Here is a 24564-nt window from a genome sequence, read left to right as displayed (position 1 = left end):
AGAGAAATTATTTCCGCATCAGGCTTTACTAAGCCTCTAGTAATTCCTGCCCGGCACATCTTTACGCGACAATATTGAAAAGATACGGGCTTTACTAATTTCTGGCTTATTTATGCAATGCCACTGCAAAATAAAGTGCGTTGCCGCATTGAAATTTTATGAGCACAAGAACTGCAATATCAATAATTAACCATCCCTTTGAGCTATTCGCTTTACCCGATATTTATTACAAAGTATCAAATCTAATTGAAAGCCCTGATTCTTCGCTTGATGCGATTGCCGCACTAATCCGAAAAGATCCTGGGTTGAGTACGAAATTATTAAAACTTGTTAATTCGCCACTTTATGGATTTAGAACAAAAGTCGACACTATTTCTAGAGCATCTGTTCTTGTAGGAATAGAAGAGATACGTAATATGATTTTGTCGACATCTGTTCTTGAGGTGTTTGATCAAATCCCTTATGAATTAATTGATATGCATGCGTTCTGGGTGCGAAGCATCCAGTGCGGAGTAATGTGCAAACTCTTAGCTGAAGCTAGTGGCGTATTACATTGTGAGCGCTTATTTTTGGCTGGGCTTTTGCATAAATTGGGCTCTCTTGTTCTTTATCATACAAAACCCAAGGAGTCCCTAAAGATTTTAGAAAAGGCTGGTCGCAATGATTCGTGCATATTATTTTTAGAGAATAAAGAGTTTGGCTTTACTCATGCTGAAGTTGGAGGCGAGTTAATGAGGTTTTGGAGATTACCTGATTCGCTTTCCGAAGCAATAAGTTGCTATCCAACGCCGGAAAAAGCCAAAGAGTTTCTTTTAGAGGCAAACATTTTATCGATTGCTACAGAGCTAATTTATCTCGCTGAACAAGGAACTCCTCCAGAACAAGGGATCCCTCAAATCAACATCAAAAGTCTAAATATTATGATGCTCACTACTGCTCAAGTTGCTGAGGTTGTCGCTAGATTTACTGAAGAGTTCGCCAAGGTTTTTGAGGTTATTATGCCTAACAACTCCTGCTGCAACAACACATGATTTGCAAGAGGCATAAATTCCTGGTTTTACTCACTACCTATGTTAATCAAGCATTTTTTTTTGCTTGATTAACACATTCTTAGTTATCAGATAAATATCTCATTTCATGCTCTTTCATTAGCTTACAAACTAATGAATCTATCCGCTAAAAATCTCTCCATTCATCTCAAAAAAGCACTAAACCAAAGCATTTCCCTAAAGTCATTTGTGGGAGTGCGACGGAGCCCGCATCGAGTTTACGATGATGTGGCGGAGTGGTACGAACACAGGACGAATCGAGGCCGCCGAAGGCAATAGTTGCCACGTAATTTTTGTCGCTTGATTGGGCTAGGATGCCCAAAACAAGCTTTCGCAAAAATAGTGGCGCGCTTGTGAGCTTTTGGTCGAGCTAATAAATAGCTGGGCATCAGACTACATTTTCAGTGGTGCGGCTAAAAGTGCGGCACTTTTGGCTGCGCTTTCTGCGGCAATATCAAAAAGTGCGGCACTTTTGGCTGCACTTAAAGAATCGCTCCCAAAATTAAGTCCTCGACACAGGCATTTCAACTGACCCGCAAAGCGGATAAAACCGGTCTGATCGCCTGGCGCTCGAATAAATACTCGGTGCCGTTGGTCTATCAAAGCGCTCGGGTCACGGTTCTTGAAGACCAAGGCATCCTGCGCATCAGCGATCTCGGCAGCGGTGACGTGATCGCCGAGCATGCTGTCCGCCATATCATCAAGAACCGAGATCCAAGCCTGCTCGTCGAAAGATTGGAAAACGACTTGGGTAAGTTGTTGGGATAAGCGACGCTGGCGACGGCCTTATGTGCCTTGTTGAAAACCTCGTCGCCGAAAATCCACAAAGATCAACTGGCCGGCGCCAAGCAGGTGTTGAGCGAACACATCAAAGACCATAAGAGGTCCTGATGCGGCTGCTGAAAATCTTGGAAACGGAGCGCCAACGAAGTGAAGATTTTTAGTCCCCCGATAGGCGTAGGGCCGATTATTTTGTCGGAATCGAAGCGAGGGCGAAAGTGGAGGCAAAATAATCGGCTTCCCGACACGGCGTCAAGTCATTTGTGGAAGTGCGACGGAGCCCGCATCGAGTTTACGATGATGTGGTGGAGTGGCGCGGACGCAAGACGAATCGGGTCTGTCGAAGGCAATAGTTGCCACGTAATTTTTTTGCCGCTTGATTGGGCTGGGATGCCCAAAACAAGCTTTCGCAAAAATAGTGGCGCGCTAGTCATCGACACGCCACGGCTGACGGAGACCGGCCTGAAAGAACGCTTGCAAGCCTGACAACAGGCTCGACGACGGCGCGGCATCACAGGAAGCAATGCCGCTCGATCTCGACTTCACGCATGAAGCGTGACAAGACATGGCCGACGGTGGTTCTGATGGATGCTAAGTTGTCGTCAAGCGATGTCTTTAATCATTAGTTGCAAAGACGTCTGTCCTCTAAAAAAATTTTTATCCATTGAAAACAAGACTCGGCATGTCTCTGATGGGCTAATAGGAATTTCACTGTCTTCTGCTTCAGCATCGAGCGCATTAAACCAGACACCTTTTACATTCGATCCATTGACGTTGAACTGAATGCTTAGGTGGGCGCCATTCCCTATCCGTCGTATTCTGTCGACAACCAATTCAGCTTCGAATACGGGTGCATCCATTCCTCTGCCAAATGGTTGTAATTGATTGAAAGAGTCAACCGTATTAAGCGTTATGTAATATGGCGCAATTTCCCCGTCTGTCAGAATTACTGGGCCAATGTTGGATTCATTAATTTGTTGATTTACCGCCTCATCAAATAATTTGCGAAATCGCGGAATATCTTCAACACGTAAGGTGAGGCCTGCAGCCCCCTCGTGTCCGCCAAACTTAATTAATATGTTAGGATCTTTGTTAGCTACATACTGCAGGGCATCGCGGACATGCAAGCCTTCGACGCCACGAGCAGAAGCTGATGCAACGCCCTCTTCTCCGAGTTTCGGGGAAATGACAATTGAAGGTCTACCAAATGCCTCGGTCAACCTGGATGCCACGATGCCATGAACACCTGCATGCCCATTCTTTAGGTATGTGACGATCGCTGTAAACCCATCCTTGACTGATTCCTCGGCAAGGATCATCGCTTCATCTTTGAGATTTTTCTCAATTTCTTTCCGCTTTTGGTTTTCTCCGTCTAGCAAGGCATTTATTTCTACGGCTTGTGAAGCATCTTGACTCAATAAGAATTCTACACCAACCATAGCATCATCAAGACGTCCAGATGCATTTAGCTTAGGAGCGATACCGAAGGCTAGATCAGTGGATGTTATTTCTTTGCCGTTTTCTTTTAGTGCTTGCCAGCATGGGCGATTAGCCTGATTAATCAGTCTTAATCCGTGCTTAACAATTAACCGATTGTTTTTGCTTTTTGCCATGCTTACACAATCTGCCACGGTGCCTAAGGCAACATAATCAAAAACGCCGCTTACTGAAGGTGGTGTCTCAGTAAAATATCCGCGATGCATTAATATTTTGCGAGTCATTGCCATTAACAAGCAGGCAACCATACAGCCCGCGATCATTTTGTCCGGATATTGGCTGTCTGCCCGGGCCGGGCTAACAACGGCATAAGCGCTTTTAGGTATGCCTTCATCAGGAATTTCATGATGGTCGGTAACGATTGTATCGATCCCGTGTCGCTTTAATAGGGCAATACGCGGCTCATCAGATGAACCATTGTCAGCTGTAATAATCAGAGCCGGCTTGATTGGATTGACTAAAATTCGTTGAGCTAATGAATCGGACAAGCCATAACCTTCTTTAAGACGATGGCCAATAAATGACAGCAGATTTTCAGAAGGGTAATTAAAATAGGTTGTTATTACCTCATGCAATACCGCGTGAGAGGTAATGCCATCGGCATCATGATCAGTTTCGAGCGCAATAATTTCGCCCTGTTCAATCGCGTCGGCTACTCGTTCGGCCGCCTTGCTAATATCCGGCAGAGAATCAGGTAGATCCAAATCTTTGTTCGTTGAGAGCAATGCTTTTTCAAGAATTTCAGGGTCGGAAAAGCGGCCGGCAATCAATACTGAAAGCAAGTCATTGAAGCCTTGTTGTTTTGACCAGGCATTACAAGTCTTTGAGAGTGGGCGACGACGCCATTTTTTCTTTAACATAACAGTATTTCCTTTATAATTAATTAAAATTATAAGTTAATATATATATGTTGTTAACTATATATGTTAAATAAAATATTTCTATATTAATCGGCTGCAAAATTGTCGCCACCATACTCGACTAGTGGATGCTCAATACGTCATTGCAGGCTCATCAGTTGGATTTTGAGACAAGAACCAATCTACATCTTCAATCGTAATGGATTGGTTGGGCAAAAAAGTTTCATCCCAGCCGGTCTGAGTATCTGAATTTTTATGTAATTCCCCAAAACCTCGCATACGCATATCTTGCTCCGCAATCTCAAAACCATCATTACATTGCTCAAGAAACTTAAGGCGATCCCGTGCTTTATCTGAGATCGGATCAGGGGTATAGAGGTAGCAATGCCCTTCTCCGCCATTGCGAGCCAACCGTCCGCGTAACTGGTGGATTTGATTGAGTCCAAGACGGTCCGCATTTACAATGACCAATGCCCTCAGTTTAGGAATATTGAGACCAACTTCAACCGCGGTTGTGCTACATAAAATGTCAGCATCCCCTTTTTTTAAGGCGTCTATGCTGGCTAATTTGTTTTCTGTTTTTAGTCGGCCGTGCATAAATCGTACACGCCCGGGGAAGAATTTCTCCCAAGCAGAAAAAGCTTTTTCTGCAGATTTCTTTTCCTTTTCCTCATCTTTAGTATCCGCTAGCGGATAAATAATCAGGGCTTGGGAGCCTTGAGCGACAATATCTCGGATATGCATGAACATACCTTGCTTATCTTCAGGGTTTCCTTCTGTTAGATGAGTGTGGATCGTTTTATCAATATATGCCTCTCGCAGTACTGATATTTCCATACCGGTAAATTTTACTCTACCCATTATCATAGGGATTGGTGTGGCCGATGCTTCTAAAACATTCGTGTAACGCCGAGCCAATTTTAATCGTTGCGCAGAGCTATGCTTGTGCTGTTCATCTATAATTAGTAAATCGACCAAATAGTCTTTTTTTATTCGGTGATTTAGTGCAGTAGTTCCAACCAAAATTCTGCTATCCGGCAAACCTTTTATGCTGCCGCCAACCAGCTTGGGATCAGTGTCTGGCCACCATTCGGCAATATCGCGGCGTAATTGCTCAGCTAAGCTTTCATTCGGCATTAAAATTACGGCATTTTTGCCTGCCCGAGCTATGGCAGCGGCGGCTATCGAAATAGGAATTGATTTTCCGGTGCCTACATCGCCGCTGAGTAATCGATTCATAGGACGAGCGCTTCGAATATCATCAATAATGTCTCGTGTAGCCACTTCCTGATCATAGGTTAACCGATACTTAGACGGCATTTCAGATATAACTTGCTGAAGTAGTGCGTTTGAAATATCAATGGCTGACTTTTTCACTGTCTTTTGAGCAATACTCTTTTCCGCTGTGTCCAGCAAGTATTTGGCTGCCAAGCGTCGCCAAATCGTTTGTGCCATTTCGCCTTGCTCTATTGTAGGAGGAAGATGCAGCTGCTTGATTAAGTCGAGCAACGTTTTTTGATTGCTTCCAACTGATTTCAGCAGACGAATTTCATCATCCTGGGTTTTGATGAAAAATTGCTTGTGTAAATAATCTAGGCACTGGGGAATAGCCATATCCATCATATCCAGCATTTTTTCACGAACGGTGTCTGGCGAAATATACTTCGTTTTTCCGGGGTAAATTGGCATGATGCGTCCAACCCACTTCATGTCCACCCAGTTAATGCTTTTAAACTGAAGGTTCCCGCGAAAATCATCAACGGTAACTTGAAGACAGAAGACCGGCCTAGCTTTTAGTTTTGTAATGAAGTCACGCGAACCGCCAAATAAACGGCAATTTACATAAAAGCCATGGCGATCGGAAATAGTAAAATCAGTGGTGGAAAGCTTTTTTACTGCATCGAATTTGACTAAGGGCTGGCCAACTAATTTGCACCCTATAAATACCTTTTCTCCTAGGCGATGCTGCAATTTCGAAAAATCGGTACTGACATGCTGACGTCTGACATCTTGGTATTTTCGCGGGAACAACAGGGGTAACTCATGGAATCCGTCGATACCTAGCCCTTTCATGCGCCCTAAGGTGGTGCTTTGATGTGTTGACTGATGAAATTCAAAAATACGCATGTTTAGCAAAAATTGATAATTTTATAATTACATATTACCATATATTTTATTAACTCATAAAATGATGTCAATCATTTGTCTTTCACAAATTTTTTATCAACGTTTGTTTCAAAATAAATCATGGTGTCAATTGTGTGTATCGATAAGACCGTGACGAATTAATAACAATAGACCGGAGAAAAAAATGTCGGTTGATCATTGGAAGTCTTTGCTTACTCCAACGAGAATTAAATTGCCGAATATCACGGCATTGGCCAGGGAGCAGGGTCGCATTATCAGTTTTATCGATTTGGAAACAACTGATTTTTTAGGGAGGCCCAATTTTGGTATTTGTGAAATTGGCTGTCTACACATTTTAAGGGACGGGCGAGTATTTTCAGCAACATCTTTAGTAAATCCTGAAAATCTTATTACTCCATCATCAACTGAGATCACTGGCGTCACCCAGGCCATGGTCAACGATAAGTCTAATTGGCATGCCCTTTGGGCGGAAGCCTGTTTAAATTTTTCGGCAAAACATTTGGTGTCTGGGTTTAATTCAACGATATTTGATATTCCGGCAATCCAAGACCAAAACGAACGTTATGGGTTGGCACCCGGTAATTTCGACAATAAAATGGATGTCATGGACTAGCGGGAGCATTTGAACAGAAACTTACGGTTTCGCCATCAGTTTCCAATTCATAACCGTAAGTTTGTGCCCTGATCTCCAATAAAAACCGGAGTTAAATCCGGCCTTCTTCAATAGCTTTATAATAAGTACGCCGACCGATACCTACATCAGAAACCGCTTTACTAACGCTTGTGCCACTGTCGACCAGCTTTTGCACTTGTTGTAGCTTGGCTTCATTAATCGGCTTACGTCCTTTATATTTTCCATCCGCTTTAGCAATATCAATGCCTTCCCTTTGGCGTTCCAACATAATGCCTCTTTCAAATTCAGCAATAGCGGCCAGCATGGTAAGCATCAATTGCCCGGTTGGAGATTTAGTGTCTAAATTAATGTTGAGGACTTCAAAGTCAGCGCCTTTCTTTTTTATCGCTTCGGCTATGTTCAACAAATCCTTGGTTGATCGTGCTAACCGATCAAGTTTTGTCACCGTAACGGTATCGCCTTTACGAATGTAAGCCAGTAACATTTTTAACTCGGGACGATCAGCATTACTTCCTGATACTTTTTCCTTGAAAATCTCATGGCAACCCGCCTTGTTAAGTAATTCCAACTGGGCCGCCATATTTTGCTCCGTTGTGGATACTCGGCAATAGCCGATTTTTGATGAAGTCATGTTGTTTTGGCTGTTTTGTGCATATAGAATGTGTGCAGATTATAAGCTGTGCATTTATTGTAATTCAATTACAAATGCACAAAATAGCGCTTTATTTGTATGTGCAGCTAGAGCAAGATTCAAATGCACAGTTATAGAAGCCGAAATCGTAATCTAGCATTTGTGATAGGTGTTATTTCAAAATCAGAACCCGCCTTTCCAGGAATTCTAATTATCGCCCGTTTCTTGAAGAAATTTGTACAAATCAGCGAGTGCAGTTAACGATGACTACCAATGAAGGGTTCCTAAACCAACGGCAACGTTACCAGTCAATCAAGCTGCCACAGGATTTCTCAGATGAAGAAATGGCCAGGGACTGGACACTTTCCGATGCTGACAAAAAGGAAATCAGCAAATACCGAAAAAATTCCCGGATATTCATTGCCATCCAGTTAAGCGCGTTACGCTTGTATGGCCGCTTTCTGGCCGAGGTCAACGGCCTTTCACCCCGTATTGTCAACTACCTCAATAACCAATTGGGTTTGCCGCCTTCGCTTACGGTACCAACACCGGATCGTGAAGCGACATTTTCTGAGTACCGAAAAAATATTCTGAATTATCTGGGTTTTTCCAAATACGACGATGAAGCCCAGGCTCGATTGCAAAAATGGTTGGAGCAACAAGCTTTGCAAGCAAATCTGCCCGACGAGCTATTCTTACGGGCCGAACGCTATCTATTGGCCGAGCGTGTCGTATTGCCTGGAGCCAGTGTGTTAGAGCGTCTGGTTATCAGCGTCTGCGCCGAAACGCACGAACAGTTATTTGAAGTTTTGTGTGACAGGCTTACACCCGAACTGAGAACAGCTATTGATAACCTATTGGTCGTACAAGCCGGTGACCAACGTTCACTATTTTACCTGCTAAAAGAATATCCGCCGTCAGCCTCGATCTCGTCCATCCAAAGTTACCTGGAGCGATACCGGACACTTGAAGAGACAGGTATTGGTAAACTTGAAGCACAGTGCGTCGATCCCGCTTTTATCGATTATCTTTACAAACTCGCCGTCCGCTACAACGCAAGAGACATCAAGCGTTTCAAGGAACCCAAACGCTATGCCATGATGGCCTGTTTTCTTCTGGAAACCCGTAAGGGTTTACTGGATTCCCTGGTCAAGATGCACGACCAGTTCATCATGGACATGCTACGAAAAGCGAAGCACATTCATGAAATGAAACACCGTGAGTTTCGTAAGCGTCAGAAAAAAGCCATTGATACGGTACTCGATACCACCCAGTTAATTATCGATTGGCCGGACGACAAACCCCTGCATAAAACCGATCTATGGCAACAGGTTAGCGAGAAACAGTTGCTGGAATCCATTACCGATCTGCATAGCTTCAAGCGGCTGGAAGAGCGCGGGTATGGCGATATTTTGTTGGGGCGTTACCCCAGCTTACGCAAATATTTTGCCGAATTTATTCAGTTGCCGTTTGCCGTAAAATCCGGCACAGAGCCGTTAATGAATGTGATTAACCTTGTCCGTCAGTTGGATGCCGGTATTCTCAAGAAGATTCCCGATAATGCCCCGACAGGATTTATGCCGCAAGAGCTTCGCCGCTCATACAAGGATAAGGACGGCCATATCAAGCGCAATGCCTGGGAACTGGGGCTTGCGATAGCCATGAAAGAGGCGCTTCGCTCTGGCGATTTGTATCTGCCGCAAAGTAAGCAGCATGTGTCGTTCTGGGGTCTTATGCTGGATGAGCGCCACTGGCAAGCCAACCGAGAGGCTTCGTACGAAGCACTTCAGCAACCTTATCAGGATGCCGTTAAATCAACACTGACATTGCAATTCCATCAGGCCGTTGGTAAAGCTGAAAAATGCTTTGGCCCAGATACGTTTGCAGAAATCAAGGATGGTAAGTTGAAGCTGAAAAAAGACGACAAAGCCGAAATTCCCGATGCCGTCATCAAGCTGCAGAAAGTCATTGATGCCAGTCTGCCACCTATTCGAATTGAGCAGTTGCTGATGGAAGTGGATCAGCAAACGGGGTTTAGCCGACACTTTATTCCCCTACAGCAACACCAGTCCAGACCGGCAAATTTTTACAAAACCCTGATTGCCGCGATGATCTCACAAGCAACCAATCTGGGTGTGGTCGCCATGAGCGCCAGTGTCAAAGGTGTTACCGTGGATATGTTGAGACACGTCTTACAATTTTATGTGCGTGAGGAAACCAACAAAAATGCCAGTGCCGAAATTGTTAATCAGCATCATCAGTTGCCATTTAGCGATATTCATGGCTCGGGTACGTTATCGTCATCCGATGCTCAGCGTTTCAAGATCAGGGCAGACAGTCTGCTAGCCTCTTATTATCCCAGGTACTACGGCTATTATGAGAAAGCGATCGGAATATATACCCATGTGTCCGACCAATATGCCGTGTACAGCACCAAGGCTATATCCTGTAGCCCCAGAGAAGCGTTGTACGTCTTGGATGGCTTACTGGAAAACAACTCTATCCTGAAAATCCGGGAGCACACGACGGACACCCACGGCTATACCGAAATCGTGTTCGCCTTGTGCTACCTGCTGGGTTATTACTTCATGCCCAGAATTCGCGACCTAAAAGATCAACAGCTCTACAAAGTAGATCGAAACGTTAATCACGGCATCTTCAACCCCTTGCTTAACAAAACAGCCGATATTGATATTGTCGAAGAGCAGTGGGAAGCGATGATCCATGTTGCCCAATCTCTGAAGGAGCGAACGGCTCCGGCGCATGTAATTGTCCAGCGCCTAACCAACAGTTTTCCGGCAGACCGGCTTTCGAGGGCTTTTACCAATCTGGGGCGGATCATTAAAACTGAATATATCCTGCGGTATGTCACGGACAAGCCCCTTCGCCGAACCGTGCAATTACAACTCAACAAAGGGGAATACCGGCATAAGTTGCCACGATGGGTTTTCTTTGCCAACCAAGGTGAATTTACCACCGGTGATTACGAAGAGATCATGAACAAGGCAAGTTGCCTGAGCTTGGTGTCAAATGCGATCTTGTACTGGAATACGTCCAGAATTAGCGATATCGTCGAAGGATTGAGAAACCAAGGGGAACTAGTGGACGACGAAACACTGGCTCATATTTCCCTATTGCCGTACAAGCACGTACTTCCGAACGGAACTTATTTTATTGAAGAAGAGTGAGTGTATATTCTTGATCAAACCTGGCACTTTTTTCAATTCCAAAGCAGCCGCTGGAAATGATGTTTACTGACCGGAAGCAGTCGGCCCTGACGGCCTCGACGGTCGAATGACTAAAGCTAAATACATTTAAAAGAAACGGGAAAACGTGTCAATTTCCTCGCGCGTCGTTCGATAGTTATTTACAGGGGCATGATGATCTTCATAGCCCATTGCCATACCGCAAATGAGAATAACCTTGTCAGGATACCCCAGTGTTTCTTTGATGATCTTCGGATATTCAGCCAATGCCGCTTGCGGGCAAGTTGCCAACCCTTCTTCAATGGCTGCCAGCATGACTGATTGCAAAAACATGCCATAATCCAAAAATGAGCCTGTTGCCATATCGGAATCCATAAAGAAAAGAAGCATGATAGGCGCATCAAATGCCCTGTAATTTGCAACCCATTGCTCTATCTGTTTTTCTTTGTCATCTCGACTGATTTCGAGTGCGGTATAAAGCTGGAGGCCGCAAGCCTTACGTCTTGTCTTATAAGGCTCATGCCATTCACACGGATAATATTGATAATCCATTTTCTCTTTTATGCCGCTTCGATATGCATTTTCCAAACGTTGCTCCAAGAGTGTCTTTTTTTCACCCATAACCACGGCAACTTGCCAAGGCTGGGTATTTACACCGGAAGGAGCCTGTTTGGCGGCATTTAAAATACGTTTTATTTTCTCTACCTCGACAGTTTTGTTTAGAAAAGCACGCGTGGATTTACGCTTTGCTAAAGCTTCCGAGACTTTCATAGACTACCTTTTACTTCTGAGAGTCCTCGGCTAAGTGGGCATCAACGGGATCTTCGAATGCAATGAAAAGGACGCACGGCCCGGAGTCGGTGCATGAAGCCTTGTGCGGAGCTTTAATCGGCCCGTATGCGTAAGTGCCGGGCTTGAGAACTGACGGGCTGTGTCCAGTATATTCGATGCGAAGTTCTCCAGAAACAAGGACCATGCGTTCAGCTGAAGAGTGCCAATGGGTCGGAATAGCGTAGTTCGCCGGCACCTTGAGGAACACGTCCGCGTTGGGTTTGGCAAGGTCGCCGTGAAGGACGGCGATCTCGCACCCTTTTGGAAAGAGTGGTGGGCATGAACCCCACTTGAGCTGTGCATCGCCAAAGGCAAGGGTGTGCGGCTTCTCGGATGGTGCTTCTGCCGCTGCAGAGGTATCGGAGAGACCGACTTTCCTAGACGGTGGCGGCGGCGTATAGATTTTATCTAAATCCTTGTCAATTTTAACGGCAAGATCTTCGACACCTTTTAGCGTTAATTTTTTATCGCCGCCTTTTGTCTCCGAAATGTAATTACCAATTAATTGGCCGTCACTAGCCCTGACTAAATGACCCATAATATATGCGAATAAAAAACTGGGTTTATGCAGTCTGCCAACCAATACATACTCAGCTCCGGCTTTGTTAGCCAGTTCTGCGGCAATATCATTGTGGTCAAAAAGATACCCAAAACCGGCGTTGGCCTCACGTTGAGCATCCAAATCAACAGCAATGATTTTATAGCCCGCTCTTTTTAATTCACCTTCTAGCATAGCCTTTATGCCCGCCGTTCTTTCGATTTCAGCAGGTATTCGAGGCGCCAGAGTTAAATCCTTTAATTCAAAATCCAATATAGCGATGCTGGTTTCAGCAAATACGCCAACACTGAACAGGCATAAAAATAATACGCCAAACAGGTGACGTAATCCTGTATTGTTTCTAGGGTTCATAATAAAAGTACACTGTATCTCGTTGAAAAAAATGTCATCGGTAACACCATTATTATTAATTGTTTCATCATATTCGTTTTATAGTCGTTAGAGTAGCGAGTCAATGTAAGTCCGTAACCTTATATTTGCCCGCAAAAGTCGGGCAATTTGCCCGGCCTTCCTGCGACCCCTATTCCAGTCTCGGAATTCAGGCTTAAAATGATTTAAAAAATGAATAATTTCCGATGCTGAATCGTCGGCAAAGTATCTCACTGAAGCTTGCGCTTACCATGAATCTAAAATTTCACCTCCTCTTACGTATTGTTCTTATTGCTGTCGCTTGCCTGATTGCAACAGCAGCCTATGTGCTTTATCAAGCTGATCAACAAGCAATTCGCGATACACAAGTAACGGCTGAGTCAATCGATAAGCAATTGGAACTTCAATTGATGCGTATCGATGCGGGTTTTGGTCAACCGGAACGTTTCCCTGATTTTAATTTATGGAAAGAGACCAGTCCCGCGTCCGGCATTTGTATCAGTTACTTATCAGCGGATAACAGTCTCAGGCGCAACATTTGCCATGGCGCTAAAATAACGTCACGAAGCTGGCCAATGTGGTTTGAAAGCTTTTACCAATGGGCTTTCCATCCCGGCCTGGAGGTGGTGCGACCAGTAGAATTCAAGGGGCGGATTCATGGTTCTGTTATCGTTGCGCCCAGCGCTGAGATGGAAATAGCAAACGCCTGGCAGAACATCCGTGGCTTAATGGGCTTATCTGCCAGCTCCACTCTGGCCCTTTGCTTGCTGGTTTACTTCGCCTTGAGTCGAGCTTTACATCCGGCACAGATGATCGTTGCAGGCTTGGAGAAAATGGAAAAGGGTGAATTGTCTCTTCGGCTACCCGTTTTCGAGTTAGATGAATGGCAGCGAACCGGAAAGGCCATCAATCAACTGGCGGCAAGTCTGGAACAGCTCCTGTCCGAGCGTAAGAAATTAGCAATAAAGCTGATGAATATTCAGGAGGAAGAGCGCCGTTACCTGGCTCGAGAGCTGCATGATGAGTTTGGTCAATGCCTGGCTGCGATCAATGCGGTCGCTGCTTCCATTTCACAAACCGCAGAAAATGAATGCCCGGAACTGGTTCCGGAAGGGAAAAAAATCAGTCGTATTGTCCATCATATGATGGAATCGATACGTGGATTATTATTGCGCTTACGCCCTTCTGACATTGATGAACTGGGTCTTACAGTCAGTTTAAAAAGCCTGGTGGCTGGCTGGAATGCCAGCAGTGGCGGCAAGACTCATTATAACCTTGCTGTTCATGGCGATCTTGACCGGTTACCCGAACCTATTCCCGTTACTATTTTTCGTATTGTTCAGGAATGTCTGACCAATGTGTCCAAACACTCAGCCGCTAACCATGCGAAAGTAACACTCCGGACAGTCTCCGAGAATAGTTCAATCACAACCATTGAACTCATTATCGAAGATGATGGTAAAGCCAAGAAGCTGCCGTTTGAAGACGGCCCCGGAATTGGCCTGCTCGGTATACGTGAGCGTGTCACCGCACTTGGAGGCCGGTTGACATTAAAAACGGGTAATCCCAGCGGGCTTGCCGTCCATGTTTGGCTTCCGGTTCAGCCGCTTTCAGGGACACAGATATGACAGACTCGAAAAGTATCAGAATTTTGCTGGTTGATGATCATGCGGTTGTGCGTGAAGGCTATCGCTCACTGTTAGAGAAGCAACCAGGAATGGAAGTGGTTGCTGAAGCAGCTGATGGAGCAGAGGCCTATTCATGTTTTAAGGATTGCAACCCTGAGATAGCTGTTATGGATATTTCAATGCCCGGCCAAGGGGGGTTGGAAGCTATTGTTCGTATTAAACAACGATACCCGGATGCGAAGATCCTGGTATTCAGCATGCACCAGAATCCAAGCTTTGCTGTTCAGGCAATCAGGGCAGGTGCGCTAGGTTATGTCACCAAGAGCAGTGCGCCGGATGTTTTGATTCGGGCTATCCATGATGTCTATGCAGGGCGAATCACGTTGAGCACCGACATTGCACAAGCCTTGGCCCTGGAAAAATTAGGCGGCGACAGTATCGCGCTGCAAGAATTAACAGTACGAGAATTCGATATTCTGCGTATGTTAGTCGATGCCCGGTCAACAGCTGATATTGCTCAAACACTCAACATCAGCCCTAAAACCGTATCGAACAGCCATTATATGATCAAGCGAAAACTTGGCGTTACCAGTGATATCGAGTTGACTCGCCTAGCCATTAAGATGAATGTCATTAATCTTTTGGATTTATCTTGAAGAAGAGAAAACAGAATTAGGAACCGGAAAAAGAGTTCTCTTTTTCAAAGTCGGCTTCGTGGCAACAAAGCCCATTTTACCTGGAATTGACTGTCCGCTTACTGCTGGTCCTTTGACGTTTAGGGATTTGATGCCGATGACAGCCATGGGTCGGGACCTGATGGCCAGCCTGTTCGAAATGAATCATTGTCAGCGGCCGCTTTAGAGAAACTTTGCATAGCCGGATTTTGTTGAAACCGTAAGTTTCTGTTCAAATGCTCCCGCTAGTCCGTCATGACCATTGCTCGTCGAGTTAATGGCCTTAATAGAGGTGCATTAAGTGATTTTATTGAGCGGTACGGAATTACCCCAGAAGGAGACGCTCACAGGGCGCTGAATGATGTGGTCCATACTGCAATGCTGCTTGAGGCTATTATTTCACAACATGGTTTGCGTTCTGTACATGCAGAAATTGAGCGCGGTAAAAATAGCGCGATGAGAAGCGGATTTGGCGGAAAATCCAAAAAGAAAGTTTTGATTCGACCGGAAAAAGAAAAAGCTGATCGGCTACTTAAAATCATCAATTTTTTGAATGATCACTCTACTCTGCTTATATCAGAGGAGCGGCTGGCACATAAACTTGGATTAGATGTCTCACAACTGAGTTTCGATTTAGCAGAGTTGTTGTCCACTCAATCGATTAAGCATGATCATTTCAAAAAGCCTGAGGCCCATGACTGGATAATGCATTACCTTGATGAAGCGATTGAGAAAACCGGCGAGAAAAAAAATTCACAGAACGACCAGTATTTATTGAAACCGATTTTCAATTACTTACAAAAATTACCGGATAACCCAGGGATCAGCTACCTAGACCTTCGTGTCGCTTTGATGGAAATGAATCTTCAACAAAGTGAACTGACTTGCTCACCTATTTAAAACTGAAGTTATATGAGTGAAAAATATATTCCTTATTATGTTCAGGTACAAGACGCCGTAAAAAACTTAAAGCCTGAATACAAGATTGTCCGTTTAGAGCTTGATGTTGATAAAGCGTGGGTGTTCATTAAAAGAAAGGAGCGCCAATACTTTGAACAGGAGATTCCGTTAAGGGAATTGGAAAAAGATAGCCAAGAATTGGCTGAACGGATTGTGAGGCTAGTTGAAAATTATTGGACAGGCTGGGGATATAAAAAAGGATTGAGAGACTTGAAATCGCAACCTGAGCTTGATGATGAACCTGACCAAGTAATGCGCGGATAGTTATTCGTAAGTGCTATTTTTCACTTAAATTGCAAATATAAACATGTTGTAATATATAATTATAAAAGTTTTTTTTAAAAGAGGCATTCCTATGACTAAATTGCCGCATCAACTACAAATAGATGCTTCATCGAATAATCGTTTGAACGCCATGCTTGCGATCCTGGGATGGAGTGATGGAACAATACATCAAGTTGCTAATGCAATAGGTGTTGAGCCTGATCAGTTATTACATGGCAAACCCACATCATTTCAAACTGACTCCGCTTATTCGCTAGGATGGCTTTCCGTAAGAACATGTAGTCGTGAGCATGCGATGCTCAATTGCTTTCCCAAACAAAAAGGAAACCTGGAATATTGGCTTGGTGCTATCGCTGGCACGCTGCATCCGACTAAGCAAAACGAAACAGTGATGTCTGAGAAGGCCGGCGATCCAATAGCTCCTTATGATCCGCCTTCGCGATATTTGTCATTCAATCCAAAGCTTTTGAGTATTGAGCGAACCAATCAATCCAAGGTCTCCCTTTCTTATGCCGGCTTAGAAATAGGCGTGTTCGATGATGAAGCAACCCTTTCCGATGACAAGGCTGATAGTGATTGGCAGGAATTCGCAAAAAAACTATTTGAACGAGGTGATTCAAAACATCAAATTAAGCCAGTTGCCTCAACAATCAAAGCGGTGTTTGGAACAAGGGAGCCGCTTTATTACGAAATTCCAGAAGTATTGGACGCTTTTAAGGATTCACTGGTAGCGCGGAATTACCTAGAGCGGGTCATTAATCGAGCAGCCCCTGATACCTTTCATTGGACGGATTATGTGAACGCTTGGAATCTAAAACATAAATATCAATATCAACCGCTTGATTTGTTAAATTTGGAAGATGCCTTAGAAGATATATTGTCTGATGACTCTCTCTGTCTGTATGAATGTGAAATCGGTATTTTTTCACATGAGGACACCAATACGCCGTTTGAAACCATTATGGTGGCTATCGCCGCCGACTCGCCTGAAATGGCTGGCGCCCATGCTGAACATTACGCCGAAGAAAATATTCCTGTGGTTACAGGGGAGATGTTCTCCGCTATAACCTCCCCTAGTGAGTTGCCGACTGAAGATTTTCTAAGCGGGTTTGAGATGGATTCGCGACTTAGCGCCTGATTAGTAAGTCATTAAGTCGTGATGCATTTGTCACTATTAATCGACCTGATACCCAGTAATTCGGAGCGTAAATATTGAATTTTCACAATGAAAAGCACCGCGCCAGCTTTAAGCGAATTGAAGAACTCTTTTTACAAGAAACCCCTGTTTCGGTTGCCTGGTCCGGTGGCAAAGACTCATCGGCTTTGATCGATCTGACCTTAGCTGCTGCTGCATCAGCAAAGAAAAAAGGTGCTGAACCATACATTCTTGTAACTAATGGCGATACCGGTGTCGAAAATCCTGAAATAACGGTATATGCCCGCCAAGAGTCTGAAAAAATCATTGGTTTTTCTGGAAAACACGGAATTCATCTAGATTATTATGTTGCCAGCCCAACGTTGAATGCATCCTGGGCTGTTCGCATTATTGGTGGCCGGGCTCTACCCTCCTTTCCTCAATCAAATCATGATTGCGCGGTTGATTGGAAAGTTTTGCCTATGGCAAGGCTTCGAAAAAAACTGATGAAACAGGTAGGTGATCAAACTAAACAAGAAATAGTGACCTTGGTGGGCACGCGTTATTCGGAGTCAACCGAGCGTTCCATCAAAATGGCCCAGCGAGGGGATAGTCATGAATACCCTGTGCGCAATAAAAACGGCGATCTGGTCTTTTCGGCAATCGCGGACTGGGATACGGATGACGTTTGGGAGTGGATTGGTTTGGTTCGTTCCGGACTACAACCATCTTATTCTGATTTCGAGGATCTGCGAAGAATATATGCGGATAGCGGAGGTACTAGTTGTGCCGTTGTTTCTGATGCAATTACGGAAGGCGCGAAAAAAGCTCGCGGGGATAGCTGTGGCGCTAGAACTGGATGTGTTACTTGTGTTGCTGTAAAAAACGATAAATCTTTAACGGCGATGCTTGAAGGCGATCCTAAACGCTATGGATATATGGCTGGCGCGAATAAACTACGTGAGTTCATCGTCAATACTCAATGGGATTTTGGGCGACGACAATGCATCGGCCGGACCATCGACGATGACGGCATGATTGCCATTCGGCCTGATGTCTATTCACCGGCTATGTGTCTTGAGCTATTACGATACGCATTAAGTATCGATGCCGACGAACGAGAGTCTTCCTATAAAGCCGGGTTAAGCGGTCCGCGGCTTGAATTAGTATCAATCCAGGCTTTGGTCGCGATTGACTGCTTATGGAGCTTGCAAGGAATGCATAAACCTTTTCAAGCGATTAAAGAATATATCGATATCGTTGAAAACGGCATACGCTATGCAGTTCCGGAAATCCCAGAATATCCCAGATCACCAATGCCGGCGAGCCGTTATTTGTATGTCGGCAAATATTGGGATCAACAATATGGGTCAATATTGGGTTTACGTAATCCTATCTTGGAGATGGTTAATGATCCGGATAGTGCCGGCGGCTGTATGGGGACGCGAACCCTGAAAAACGGTAAGATTGTCATGGATGTAGAAACTGAATCCACTTTTGATGTGGATTTGGAAGGCGCCTATCTCGCACTTGAATTCGAGATAGATCGCATGATGGAGATGCACAATAATTCAAAGGATAATGTTGGACTAACCCGCGGTTATCTCTGGTGGGTCCAAATGGGAGTCGTTTCGCTCTCTCCTCAGCAAGTCAATATCCATGATAACATTCTCCAACGGACTTATTTTAAAGAGCGAATGGGTATTGCCGGCCCTAATATCAAGCGAGAGTACTTATTGTCATTAGTTGAACAAACTGAAGAAAACTCATCAGTGAGTGAGGAGCTGGCTCCGGCCGATATTGGCACGACTGAACAAATTGATTTATTTTCGATGCTTGACGAGGAAGAGGATGAGTCACCAGTATTGGCCTGATCGACAATGAGTAGGCTGATCGATTCAATCCGCACGTCGTCGGCGAGTCAATAAGCGTCCGTGTTTATCTTCGACGAAGAAGAATCTAAATTGTCCCTCTAAATTGCTCCGCACGGTCCAACTACGTGAATATCCTTATGCTCGTATATCAATTTTAGATTCTCAAGATCTTCCTGGTCAATGGACCCGGCTAATGCTTTTATGCGTTTTTCCAGCGGCATAACGCGCTCATACCAATAGGTTCCGGTTGTCGTTTGAATCACATCCTTAAGCTGAGAAATTGATTTTTTCTCAATTATTAGATAATCCGGCTGCCAGTCTACGTCAGTATGGCCGCCATCCATTGCATCAAGCCGAGCCGCCTTTTCCTCTAATTGGTAAGTGGTAAAATCGATAAGCCAATATCCGCACTCCAACCAAGCATGATAAGGAATTGCGCGAGGATCGTTGAGCTTCATATAGTCGATAGCTTGAGGAGAATTTTCACGGATTAGCCCATGAACAATGACATCGCTGTTTCCCTCTCCAACACGCCAGGCGGCAAACCCGACACATAATTCGGTTTCGACACCTAGCTCCTTGAGTAAGGCTTGGCACAATCCGGCATGCACATAGCAATCGCCACAAAATTGTGCCGAAGAAGCTATTGCTAACTTTTGCATGGCGGATACAACGTCCGAGAGATCAAGGTCGTTCAATTTCTGAATACTGGCCACAAATCGTTTAGCCTTGTTTTTGGCTTCACCCATAACTATCTAGTATTTTCTAAAAAAGGTATTAAAGCAGAATCGTAGATCAGATGCAGAAAAAAACTACCATCATTGTGCGGTGGAAAAATCATGAGATAATCCGTGCGGAGAGGCTGAGCGACTTCCTGTAATCTCCAATGGGTGGCAATCTGTATCGTTGATAATGCCGACAAGCAACGCGGAAAATTTCATAAGACATTTTATGAGAACATCTTATAAGAACATCACCATTTTTTACTTGTAACATATGAACCCGATAGACCTGCTGGTGTAACAGTGCAGGTGTTTATCCCTGCTGTTGTAAGCTCGCCTTTTTTCCATCCGCTATCCTGGGCGTTAGCGGTTCTGAGTACAGATCTTGATCTTATAAAAGGAACGCCGTTAGAGTCGACATAAGCCCAGCAATATAAATTATAATATGCTCCATTTGTTCCACTAGACGAAAGTGATCGTCCTTCCAATCCTTTATACCCAGCCCAGGCCCTTCCCGATCGATCAACCCCGCCGGTTTGAAAGTTAGGTGTTACACCGAGCGGCGCCATAGTGGTGGAGTCGCCGGCCACCGCGACATCTAGTCCCAGCAAAAAAATATAATAAAAGATAAAATAGAGTTTTTCATAATTGCCTTTAAAATATTATAATTGAATATGATACAACATAGTTTAAAAAATCTCGCCGCTTCATTCAACCTTGTTCATTATATTATTTTTAAAAATAGAATTTTCAGATTTCTTGAAAACCTAGAGATACATTCAGTTTTCCAGTCTAGATCAATTCTTGCTGGTGCAAGTACAGAAAGCGGAATAGGATCATAAACTGGTAATTGTTCGACTATACGCCCCTTTTCCTTTATAAAAGTGCCGTACCCTTTGGCTACCTGGATACTAGCGGTTTGTGTATCTGACTCGATTTCTAGAATTACAAACCGTAAATCTTGAAGGAGATTTGGTTGATTTGACTTTACTGTATCACCAGCTTTAAACATGATTATTTTATAAATGTGGGAACATATTTTGATTATATCAAATTTAAAATAATCATGCTTTTTCGCATAAAAACTTAATCGCGTCGACCTAATGCCGCCAATATAGTATCTTCGAGGTTGCGTGTGTTACTGTGCCCAAGGGTTTTTAAGGGCATCTGAAATCTTAAATTCAGGAAAATCCTTTTCAATTGCATCCCAAGCGCCTTCACGCCATAATCGAAGAAATAAAAGGCCGTCAAAACCTGCTTCATCAAGCGCAAAGTTAATTGCGGCATTAAATTCATTTTCTATCTGTTTGGTGTCCATAAATCTCTTGTTTTATAAAGTTACTTTATTTTTTAAAATTTGGTATCATATGCTTATAGTATTTTTTCTCATTAGCCCTTCCTCCTTGCCTCCTTGTTGTTGATGCGTTAATCCGGAAACTTGTTTTCCGGATTTTTTTTATCTTTCCATCGCTTTCTGCTCACATTGGAATAAACACTTAACGCCTTTAGTAGACTGATCCCTTCAATCCACTCAGGCTCTCACTCACAGGCAGGAACCGTTCGGTTAAGCTGCCTGTGGGTGTGTCGCTAAGCGGCAGGACGCCGCGAATGCAGCAAACGCAGGAGCAGTTTGTCGCCCACATCCGGCTAACCCAGCCGGCAAAATGTTGATGGCAGCATTCTGATCTCGATCCATTTCGAGACCGCAATCACATTTCATAACCCGTTTGTGCAATGGCATGGTGTGCTGTTTTCAGCACGCCGAACAGGTTTTTGTCGAGGGAAACCAGCGATCGATGACCCGGGTCTCTCTCGCATACCATTGCGCTTTGTGCTCAAGGTACGTTTTTAGTTTGTGCAAGCCGACATCGGCGATGGCCCGGGCCAGCCGGCGGTTTTTCAGCATTCCGGCCACATTCAGGACTTCCAGACACAAAATGTTGATGGTGGCTACCGCCGCCCGGTTATGCGGGGCGTTAGCGCTCCGAACAGTCTTTCATCGATCGCTCAAACTCATCGACCGTCATGCCATGCGCCTCACCGCATCCACCGTCCACAGCGTCAATGAATGCGTCATTGTCCAGGTCGCCAGGGCCTGCGCCGTAAACCTCCACGCAGTGGTCATAAATCAGTGCGCGCTGCCGTTGCGCTTCGGAGTTTGCCTTTGCCAGTCTATTGAGTGCTGTTTGCAATTGTCGCCGCGTCAATCTCATTTTATACTCCTATTTAATTCGGACGCTCGTACCTCGCGCCGCTACGCTTGCCCGTTATCCTCCAGAATTGCCCAACGAGTTAATCAAGCCGACAAGCACCATGTTCACGACTCAACTGTTCGATTTGATTGCGAGTCGGGTAAAATCGGAATTTGTACGATCTCTGTTGTATTATGTAACTATTAAATCACATTAACGCATGCAAATTAAGTGTTTACGCGAATTCAATTGGCTCCATGCCTTGAGTGCTCTGGGTTCCGTTAAAAATCGGTCTATTTGAAAGATTTTAACCAGAACACGCAACGTCACCGGCGGGTCGATAAGCATCCGTGCTTATCTTCAAAGAATCAGGTCAGATTGCGATGCGCTCATTAAACGCCTGGTGTCCATGCCGACATGCTGTCGGCATGGTTTTTTTGACCGGCAGGATTACCGGGCTCTGGAATGACACTGAACTTTTATGCTGCAGCCTTAACCATTCCGCCGAATGCCTCGGCAACCGCATCGAGAAGCTCGCTGATCGCGTTTGAAAAAATAGAGAAGTCCGCATCAAATTCTGCCGCGGCATTACCGGCATTATCTTTGGCTTCATAAGCCTGATCTGACAAGGTGTCGAGCAACTTAATTCGTTTTAACTCCAAATGGTCGTTAATTATGAGATCAATCGAGTCCTTCCAGGTAAGTGCAAGCTTGTTCACTTGTTTGCCGGTTTCCAAGTGATTTTCTACCTGCTCTGAGAACAGGTCCAGCCCCTTAATTTTTACGGTGCCACCCTCTTCCGCCATATCTTTAAGATCACAGTCTTCACCAATCATAAAGTTGTTTGGATGTGTTTTGCTCCGCAGCCAATTGGTCATAACGACTTCCGGCGTGTCATTTACCCGCAATGGTGTTACCGGTAAGCTACCCAATGTTTTACGCAAATAACTGATCAGCTCTTCGGCCCGGCTGGCGCTGGAGGCATTCACTACGATGATATTTTTGCGAACATCAATATAGACATGCGTTCGAGATGTTTTGACAAAGGCCTTGGGCAACAATGCCAAGGTAATTTCATCTTTCATCGACTGCTTTTCCTTACGAGATAATTTTCGATTTTCCTTCTCTTCGGTCTCCTCAACTTTTTCTGCTAGCATATCGTTCACTACAGATGTCGGTAGGATTTTTTCATCGGTTCGCAAGGTAAACAAAATATACCCGTTAATAGCGTGGGTCAGCTCGCCAATTTTGCCCAATGGCTTTACCCAGCCTGATGATGATGGCTCGATTGCACCACACTCGCGAAAAGGGTGCTCCGCTAATTTTTCATTAAGGACTTCAGAGGTTACCCCCAAATCCTTGTCAGCTGAAAATGCAACAATATTTTTAAACATTGATTTTTCCTATTTTTTAAATAAATATATTACAACATATATTTTAAAAATGATTAACGACGATAGCCGTTTTTTACACTAAACGCTTCACGCCAAAGATAAAAGATTACAGAACTCTTCAGGTAGCCAATTCGTTAACTGATCAAAGTTGGCTGACTTACTCATAACAAACCATCGTCGAGCACCTCCATCCCAGCAGGCTCCCAGTGCTTTCACAGCCTCTTTTTCTTCAAATGAGACATTCAGATATACTTTTTGACCCAAATATTTTTCTTCTAACTGACGGTACAGTTTTTCATACAGGTTGGGGTGATAACCGGATACGGATTCACCACGACGATCTATCACCTTATTTTGCTCATTGGCTTTTTTTAGTGCGCGTCGAATCGATTGGTACTCTGCCTTGTCGAAATGGATATGCTCTTCTGAAAACAAATCCGCTGACGAATGCAGGCCTGGATCATTGCTTAATATGGCGCCAAAGGTCTTGTCGTTGCAAGCCCCTTCAGCAACAACAAAGACACGGGTATCTACCGATCGCCAGGGAGAGTCAACCAAGTAATGAGTGGCAGACGTTAAGACAATTTGGTTACGAATTTTAGTGGTCATCACAAGCTCCTGTTAAAGTGTGTCGCCTTCCTGAAGTAAGAAGTTGTAAAAAAATTCGTACCACAAACCTTCGTTTCCATCTGGCATATCAAGCGGAAAATGCTTAGGGTTTTTCTTGTGTTCTCTCATCCAAGCTTCTCTAAAAGCCTGTTTTTTCAGTTCGACTTTATTTAAAAAGCGTTCGAGACCGTTTTTAAATTCTTGATTGTCCGTCATTGTTGCCTCACTAGTAAATCGAATCACTATTTATATGATTCGCGATTCGCTACACAATTCGCTGTTGGCGTACCGTCGGCATGAATCCAGATACTCCAGCCATCCACTTTGTCCCATGGTCTATATTGTTTACGTCCTCTCCCCTCTTCACCAGCTCTCATCAATACGAATTTTTCATTATTACGGTATTCATATCGCAATATTTTCCAAAGGCCGCCCCGAGAAGTGACCCATACTTGTCCAGGCACAAAAACTTCGCCTACGTCATACTTCATATCCTCTCCTCTCCAATATTAATTTTTCAGTTTTGC

At 44.4% G+C, this 24564-nt stretch carries 25 protein-coding genes and 1 pseudogene; 11 read left to right on the top strand and 15 right to left on the bottom strand.

Annotated elements, in window-relative coordinates; all coding sequences use genetic code 11:
• Window positions 1–158 precede the first annotated feature (158 nt).
• Together Q9L42_RS20445 and Q9L42_RS20440 are read left to right on the top strand one after the other, a co-directional pair.
• Window positions 159–1031: an HDOD domain-containing protein gene (locus Q9L42_RS20445; RefSeq protein ID WP_305910527.1), complete on the top strand. Its 873-nt coding sequence runs from the start codon at window positions 159–161 to the stop codon at window positions 1029–1031.
• Window positions 1032–1538: 507 nt separating this feature from the next.
• Window positions 1539–1817, top strand: coding sequence for a Mu transposase domain-containing protein (locus Q9L42_RS20440; protein ID WP_432648914.1), 279 nt, complete (start codon window positions 1539–1541; stop codon window positions 1815–1817).
• Window positions 1818–2431: 614 nt separating this feature from the next.
• Here the strand turns inward: Q9L42_RS20440 and recJ are convergent.
• Window positions 2432–4186, bottom strand: coding sequence for a single-stranded-DNA-specific exonuclease RecJ (gene recJ, locus Q9L42_RS20435; RefSeq protein ID WP_305910525.1), 1755 nt, complete (start codon window positions 4184–4186; stop codon window positions 2432–2434).
• A 132-nt stretch (window positions 4187–4318) separates the two neighbouring features.
• Window positions 4319–6313, bottom strand: a complete 1995-nt coding sequence (locus tag Q9L42_RS20430) for a helicase-related protein (protein WP_349432800.1) — start codon at window positions 6311–6313, stop codon at window positions 4319–4321.
• A 184-nt stretch (window positions 6314–6497) separates the two neighbouring features.
• On the opposite strand from Q9L42_RS20430, the gene Q9L42_RS20425 reads away from it, so the two are divergent.
• Complete coding sequence (locus Q9L42_RS20425) at window positions 6498–6947, top strand: 3'-5' exonuclease (RefSeq protein ID WP_305910523.1); 450 nt, start codon at window positions 6498–6500, stop codon at window positions 6945–6947.
• 91 nt (window positions 6948–7038) lie between these two features.
• Here Q9L42_RS20425 and Q9L42_RS20420 read toward each other — a convergent pair whose 3' ends face one another.
• Window positions 7039–7599, bottom strand: a complete 561-nt coding sequence (locus tag Q9L42_RS20420; RefSeq protein ID WP_305910522.1) for a recombinase family protein — start codon at window positions 7597–7599, stop codon at window positions 7039–7041.
• Between the two features lie 263 nt (window positions 7600–7862).
• Between Q9L42_RS20420 and Q9L42_RS20415 the strand changes: the two genes are divergently transcribed.
• Window positions 7863–10787 carry a Tn3 family transposase gene (locus Q9L42_RS20415; protein ID WP_349432799.1) on the top strand — a complete coding sequence of 975 codons (2925 nt, stop codon included), beginning with the start codon at window positions 7863–7865 and terminating at the stop codon, window positions 10785–10787.
• 126 nt (window positions 10788–10913) lie between these two features.
• Here Q9L42_RS20415 and Q9L42_RS20410 read toward each other — a convergent pair whose 3' ends face one another.
• Window positions 10914–11576 carry a nitroreductase gene (locus tag Q9L42_RS20410; RefSeq protein WP_349432798.1) on the bottom strand — a complete coding sequence of 221 codons (663 nt, stop codon included), beginning with the start codon at window positions 11574–11576 and terminating at the stop codon, window positions 10914–10916.
• Between the two features lie 10 nt (window positions 11577–11586).
• Window positions 11587–12546: a DUF2380 domain-containing protein gene (locus Q9L42_RS20405; protein ID WP_349432797.1), complete on the bottom strand. Its 960-nt coding sequence runs from the start codon at window positions 12544–12546 to the stop codon at window positions 11587–11589.
• A gap of 269 nt (window positions 12547–12815) precedes the next feature.
• Here Q9L42_RS20405 and Q9L42_RS20400 point away from each other — a divergent pair, with 269 nt between their 5' ends.
• The 7 genes from Q9L42_RS20400 (at window position 12816) to Q9L42_RS20370 (ending at window position 19120) form a co-directional block, all read left to right on the top strand.
• Window positions 12816–14192 (top strand): sensor histidine kinase, encoded by a 1377-nt coding sequence (locus Q9L42_RS20400; RefSeq protein WP_349432796.1) that lies wholly within the window; start codon window positions 12816–12818, stop codon window positions 14190–14192.
• A complete protein-coding gene (locus tag Q9L42_RS20395; protein ID WP_349432795.1) occupies window positions 14189–14848 on the top strand; it encodes a response regulator transcription factor in 660 nt (219 codons plus the stop codon). Before Q9L42_RS20400 ends, Q9L42_RS20395 begins: the two co-directional genes overlap by 4 nt.
• On the top strand, window positions 14820–15053 hold the full coding sequence (locus Q9L42_RS20390; protein ID WP_349432794.1) for a hypothetical protein: 234 nt from the start codon (window positions 14820–14822) through the stop codon (window positions 15051–15053). The genes Q9L42_RS20395 and Q9L42_RS20390 overlap by 29 nt, the downstream gene beginning before the upstream one ends.
• Window positions 15054–15121: 68 nt before the next feature.
• On the top strand, window positions 15122–15766 hold the full coding sequence (locus tag Q9L42_RS20385) for a hypothetical protein (RefSeq protein WP_349432793.1): 645 nt from the start codon (window positions 15122–15124) through the stop codon (window positions 15764–15766).
• Window positions 15767–15778: 12 nt separating this feature from the next.
• Window positions 15779–16090, top strand: coding sequence for a hypothetical protein (locus tag Q9L42_RS20380; protein ID WP_305910512.1), 312 nt, complete (start codon window positions 15779–15781; stop codon window positions 16088–16090).
• Between the two features lie 91 nt (window positions 16091–16181).
• Window positions 16182–17249, top strand: coding sequence for a hypothetical protein (locus Q9L42_RS20375; protein ID WP_305910511.1), 1068 nt, complete (start codon window positions 16182–16184; stop codon window positions 17247–17249).
• Between the two features lie 74 nt (window positions 17250–17323).
• The gene (locus Q9L42_RS20370; RefSeq protein WP_349432792.1) at window positions 17324–19120 is read left to right on the top strand and encodes a phosphoadenosine phosphosulfate reductase family protein; all 1797 of its coding nucleotides are present in this window, start codon (window positions 17324–17326) and stop codon (window positions 19118–19120) included.
• Window positions 19121–19218: 98 nt separating this feature from the next.
• On the opposite strand, the gene Q9L42_RS20365 is transcribed toward Q9L42_RS20370, so the two are convergent.
• From Q9L42_RS20365 to Q9L42_RS20325, 10 genes and pseudogenes are all read right to left on the bottom strand, one after another.
• Entirely contained in the window at window positions 19219–19869 is a 651-nt protein-coding gene (locus tag Q9L42_RS20365) for a hypothetical protein (RefSeq protein ID WP_305910508.1), read from the bottom strand.
• Between the two features lie 697 nt (window positions 19870–20566).
• Window positions 20567–20854: a hypothetical protein gene (locus tag Q9L42_RS20360; protein ID WP_305910507.1), complete on the bottom strand. Its 288-nt coding sequence runs from the start codon at window positions 20852–20854 to the stop codon at window positions 20567–20569.
• A gap of 126 nt (window positions 20855–20980) precedes the next feature.
• The gene (locus tag Q9L42_RS20355) at window positions 20981–21160 is read right to left on the bottom strand and encodes a hypothetical protein (RefSeq protein ID WP_305910506.1); all 180 of its coding nucleotides are present in this window, start codon (window positions 21158–21160) and stop codon (window positions 20981–20983) included.
• Between the two features lie 246 nt (window positions 21161–21406).
• A pseudogene (locus Q9L42_RS21605) lies at window positions 21407–21748 on the bottom strand (zinc ribbon domain-containing protein).
• A gap of 70 nt (window positions 21749–21818) precedes the next feature.
• Window positions 21819–22055 (bottom strand): hypothetical protein, encoded by a 237-nt coding sequence (locus tag Q9L42_RS20345; protein ID WP_305910504.1) that lies wholly within the window; start codon window positions 22053–22055, stop codon window positions 21819–21821.
• A gap of 79 nt (window positions 22056–22134) precedes the next feature.
• The gene (locus Q9L42_RS21600) at window positions 22135–22227 is read right to left on the bottom strand and encodes a helix-turn-helix domain-containing protein (protein WP_432648913.1); all 93 of its coding nucleotides are present in this window, start codon (window positions 22225–22227) and stop codon (window positions 22135–22137) included.
• 286 nt (window positions 22228–22513) lie between these two features.
• On the bottom strand, window positions 22514–23428 hold the full coding sequence (locus Q9L42_RS20340) for a recombination-associated protein RdgC (protein WP_305910503.1): 915 nt from the start codon (window positions 23426–23428) through the stop codon (window positions 22514–22516).
• An 87-nt stretch (window positions 23429–23515) separates the two neighbouring features.
• The gene (locus Q9L42_RS20335; protein WP_305910502.1) at window positions 23516–24037 is read right to left on the bottom strand and encodes a DUF5710 domain-containing protein; all 522 of its coding nucleotides are present in this window, start codon (window positions 24035–24037) and stop codon (window positions 23516–23518) included.
• A 12-nt stretch (window positions 24038–24049) separates the two neighbouring features.
• Window positions 24050–24253 carry a hypothetical protein gene (locus Q9L42_RS20330; protein ID WP_305910501.1) on the bottom strand — a complete coding sequence of 68 codons (204 nt, stop codon included), beginning with the start codon at window positions 24251–24253 and terminating at the stop codon, window positions 24050–24052.
• Between the two features lie 26 nt (window positions 24254–24279).
• Entirely contained in the window at window positions 24280–24528 is a 249-nt protein-coding gene (locus Q9L42_RS20325) for a hypothetical protein (RefSeq protein ID WP_349432790.1), read from the bottom strand.
• Window positions 24529–24564 lie beyond the last annotated feature (36 nt).

The sequence above is a fragment of the Methylomarinum sp. Ch1-1 genome, assembly GCF_030717995.2.
GTDB lineage: Bacteria > Pseudomonadota > Gammaproteobacteria > Methylococcales > Methylomonadaceae > Methylomarinum > Methylomarinum roseum.
Note: the sequence above shows the minus strand (reverse complement) of the source record. Positions and strands in the feature narration are given on the sequence as shown.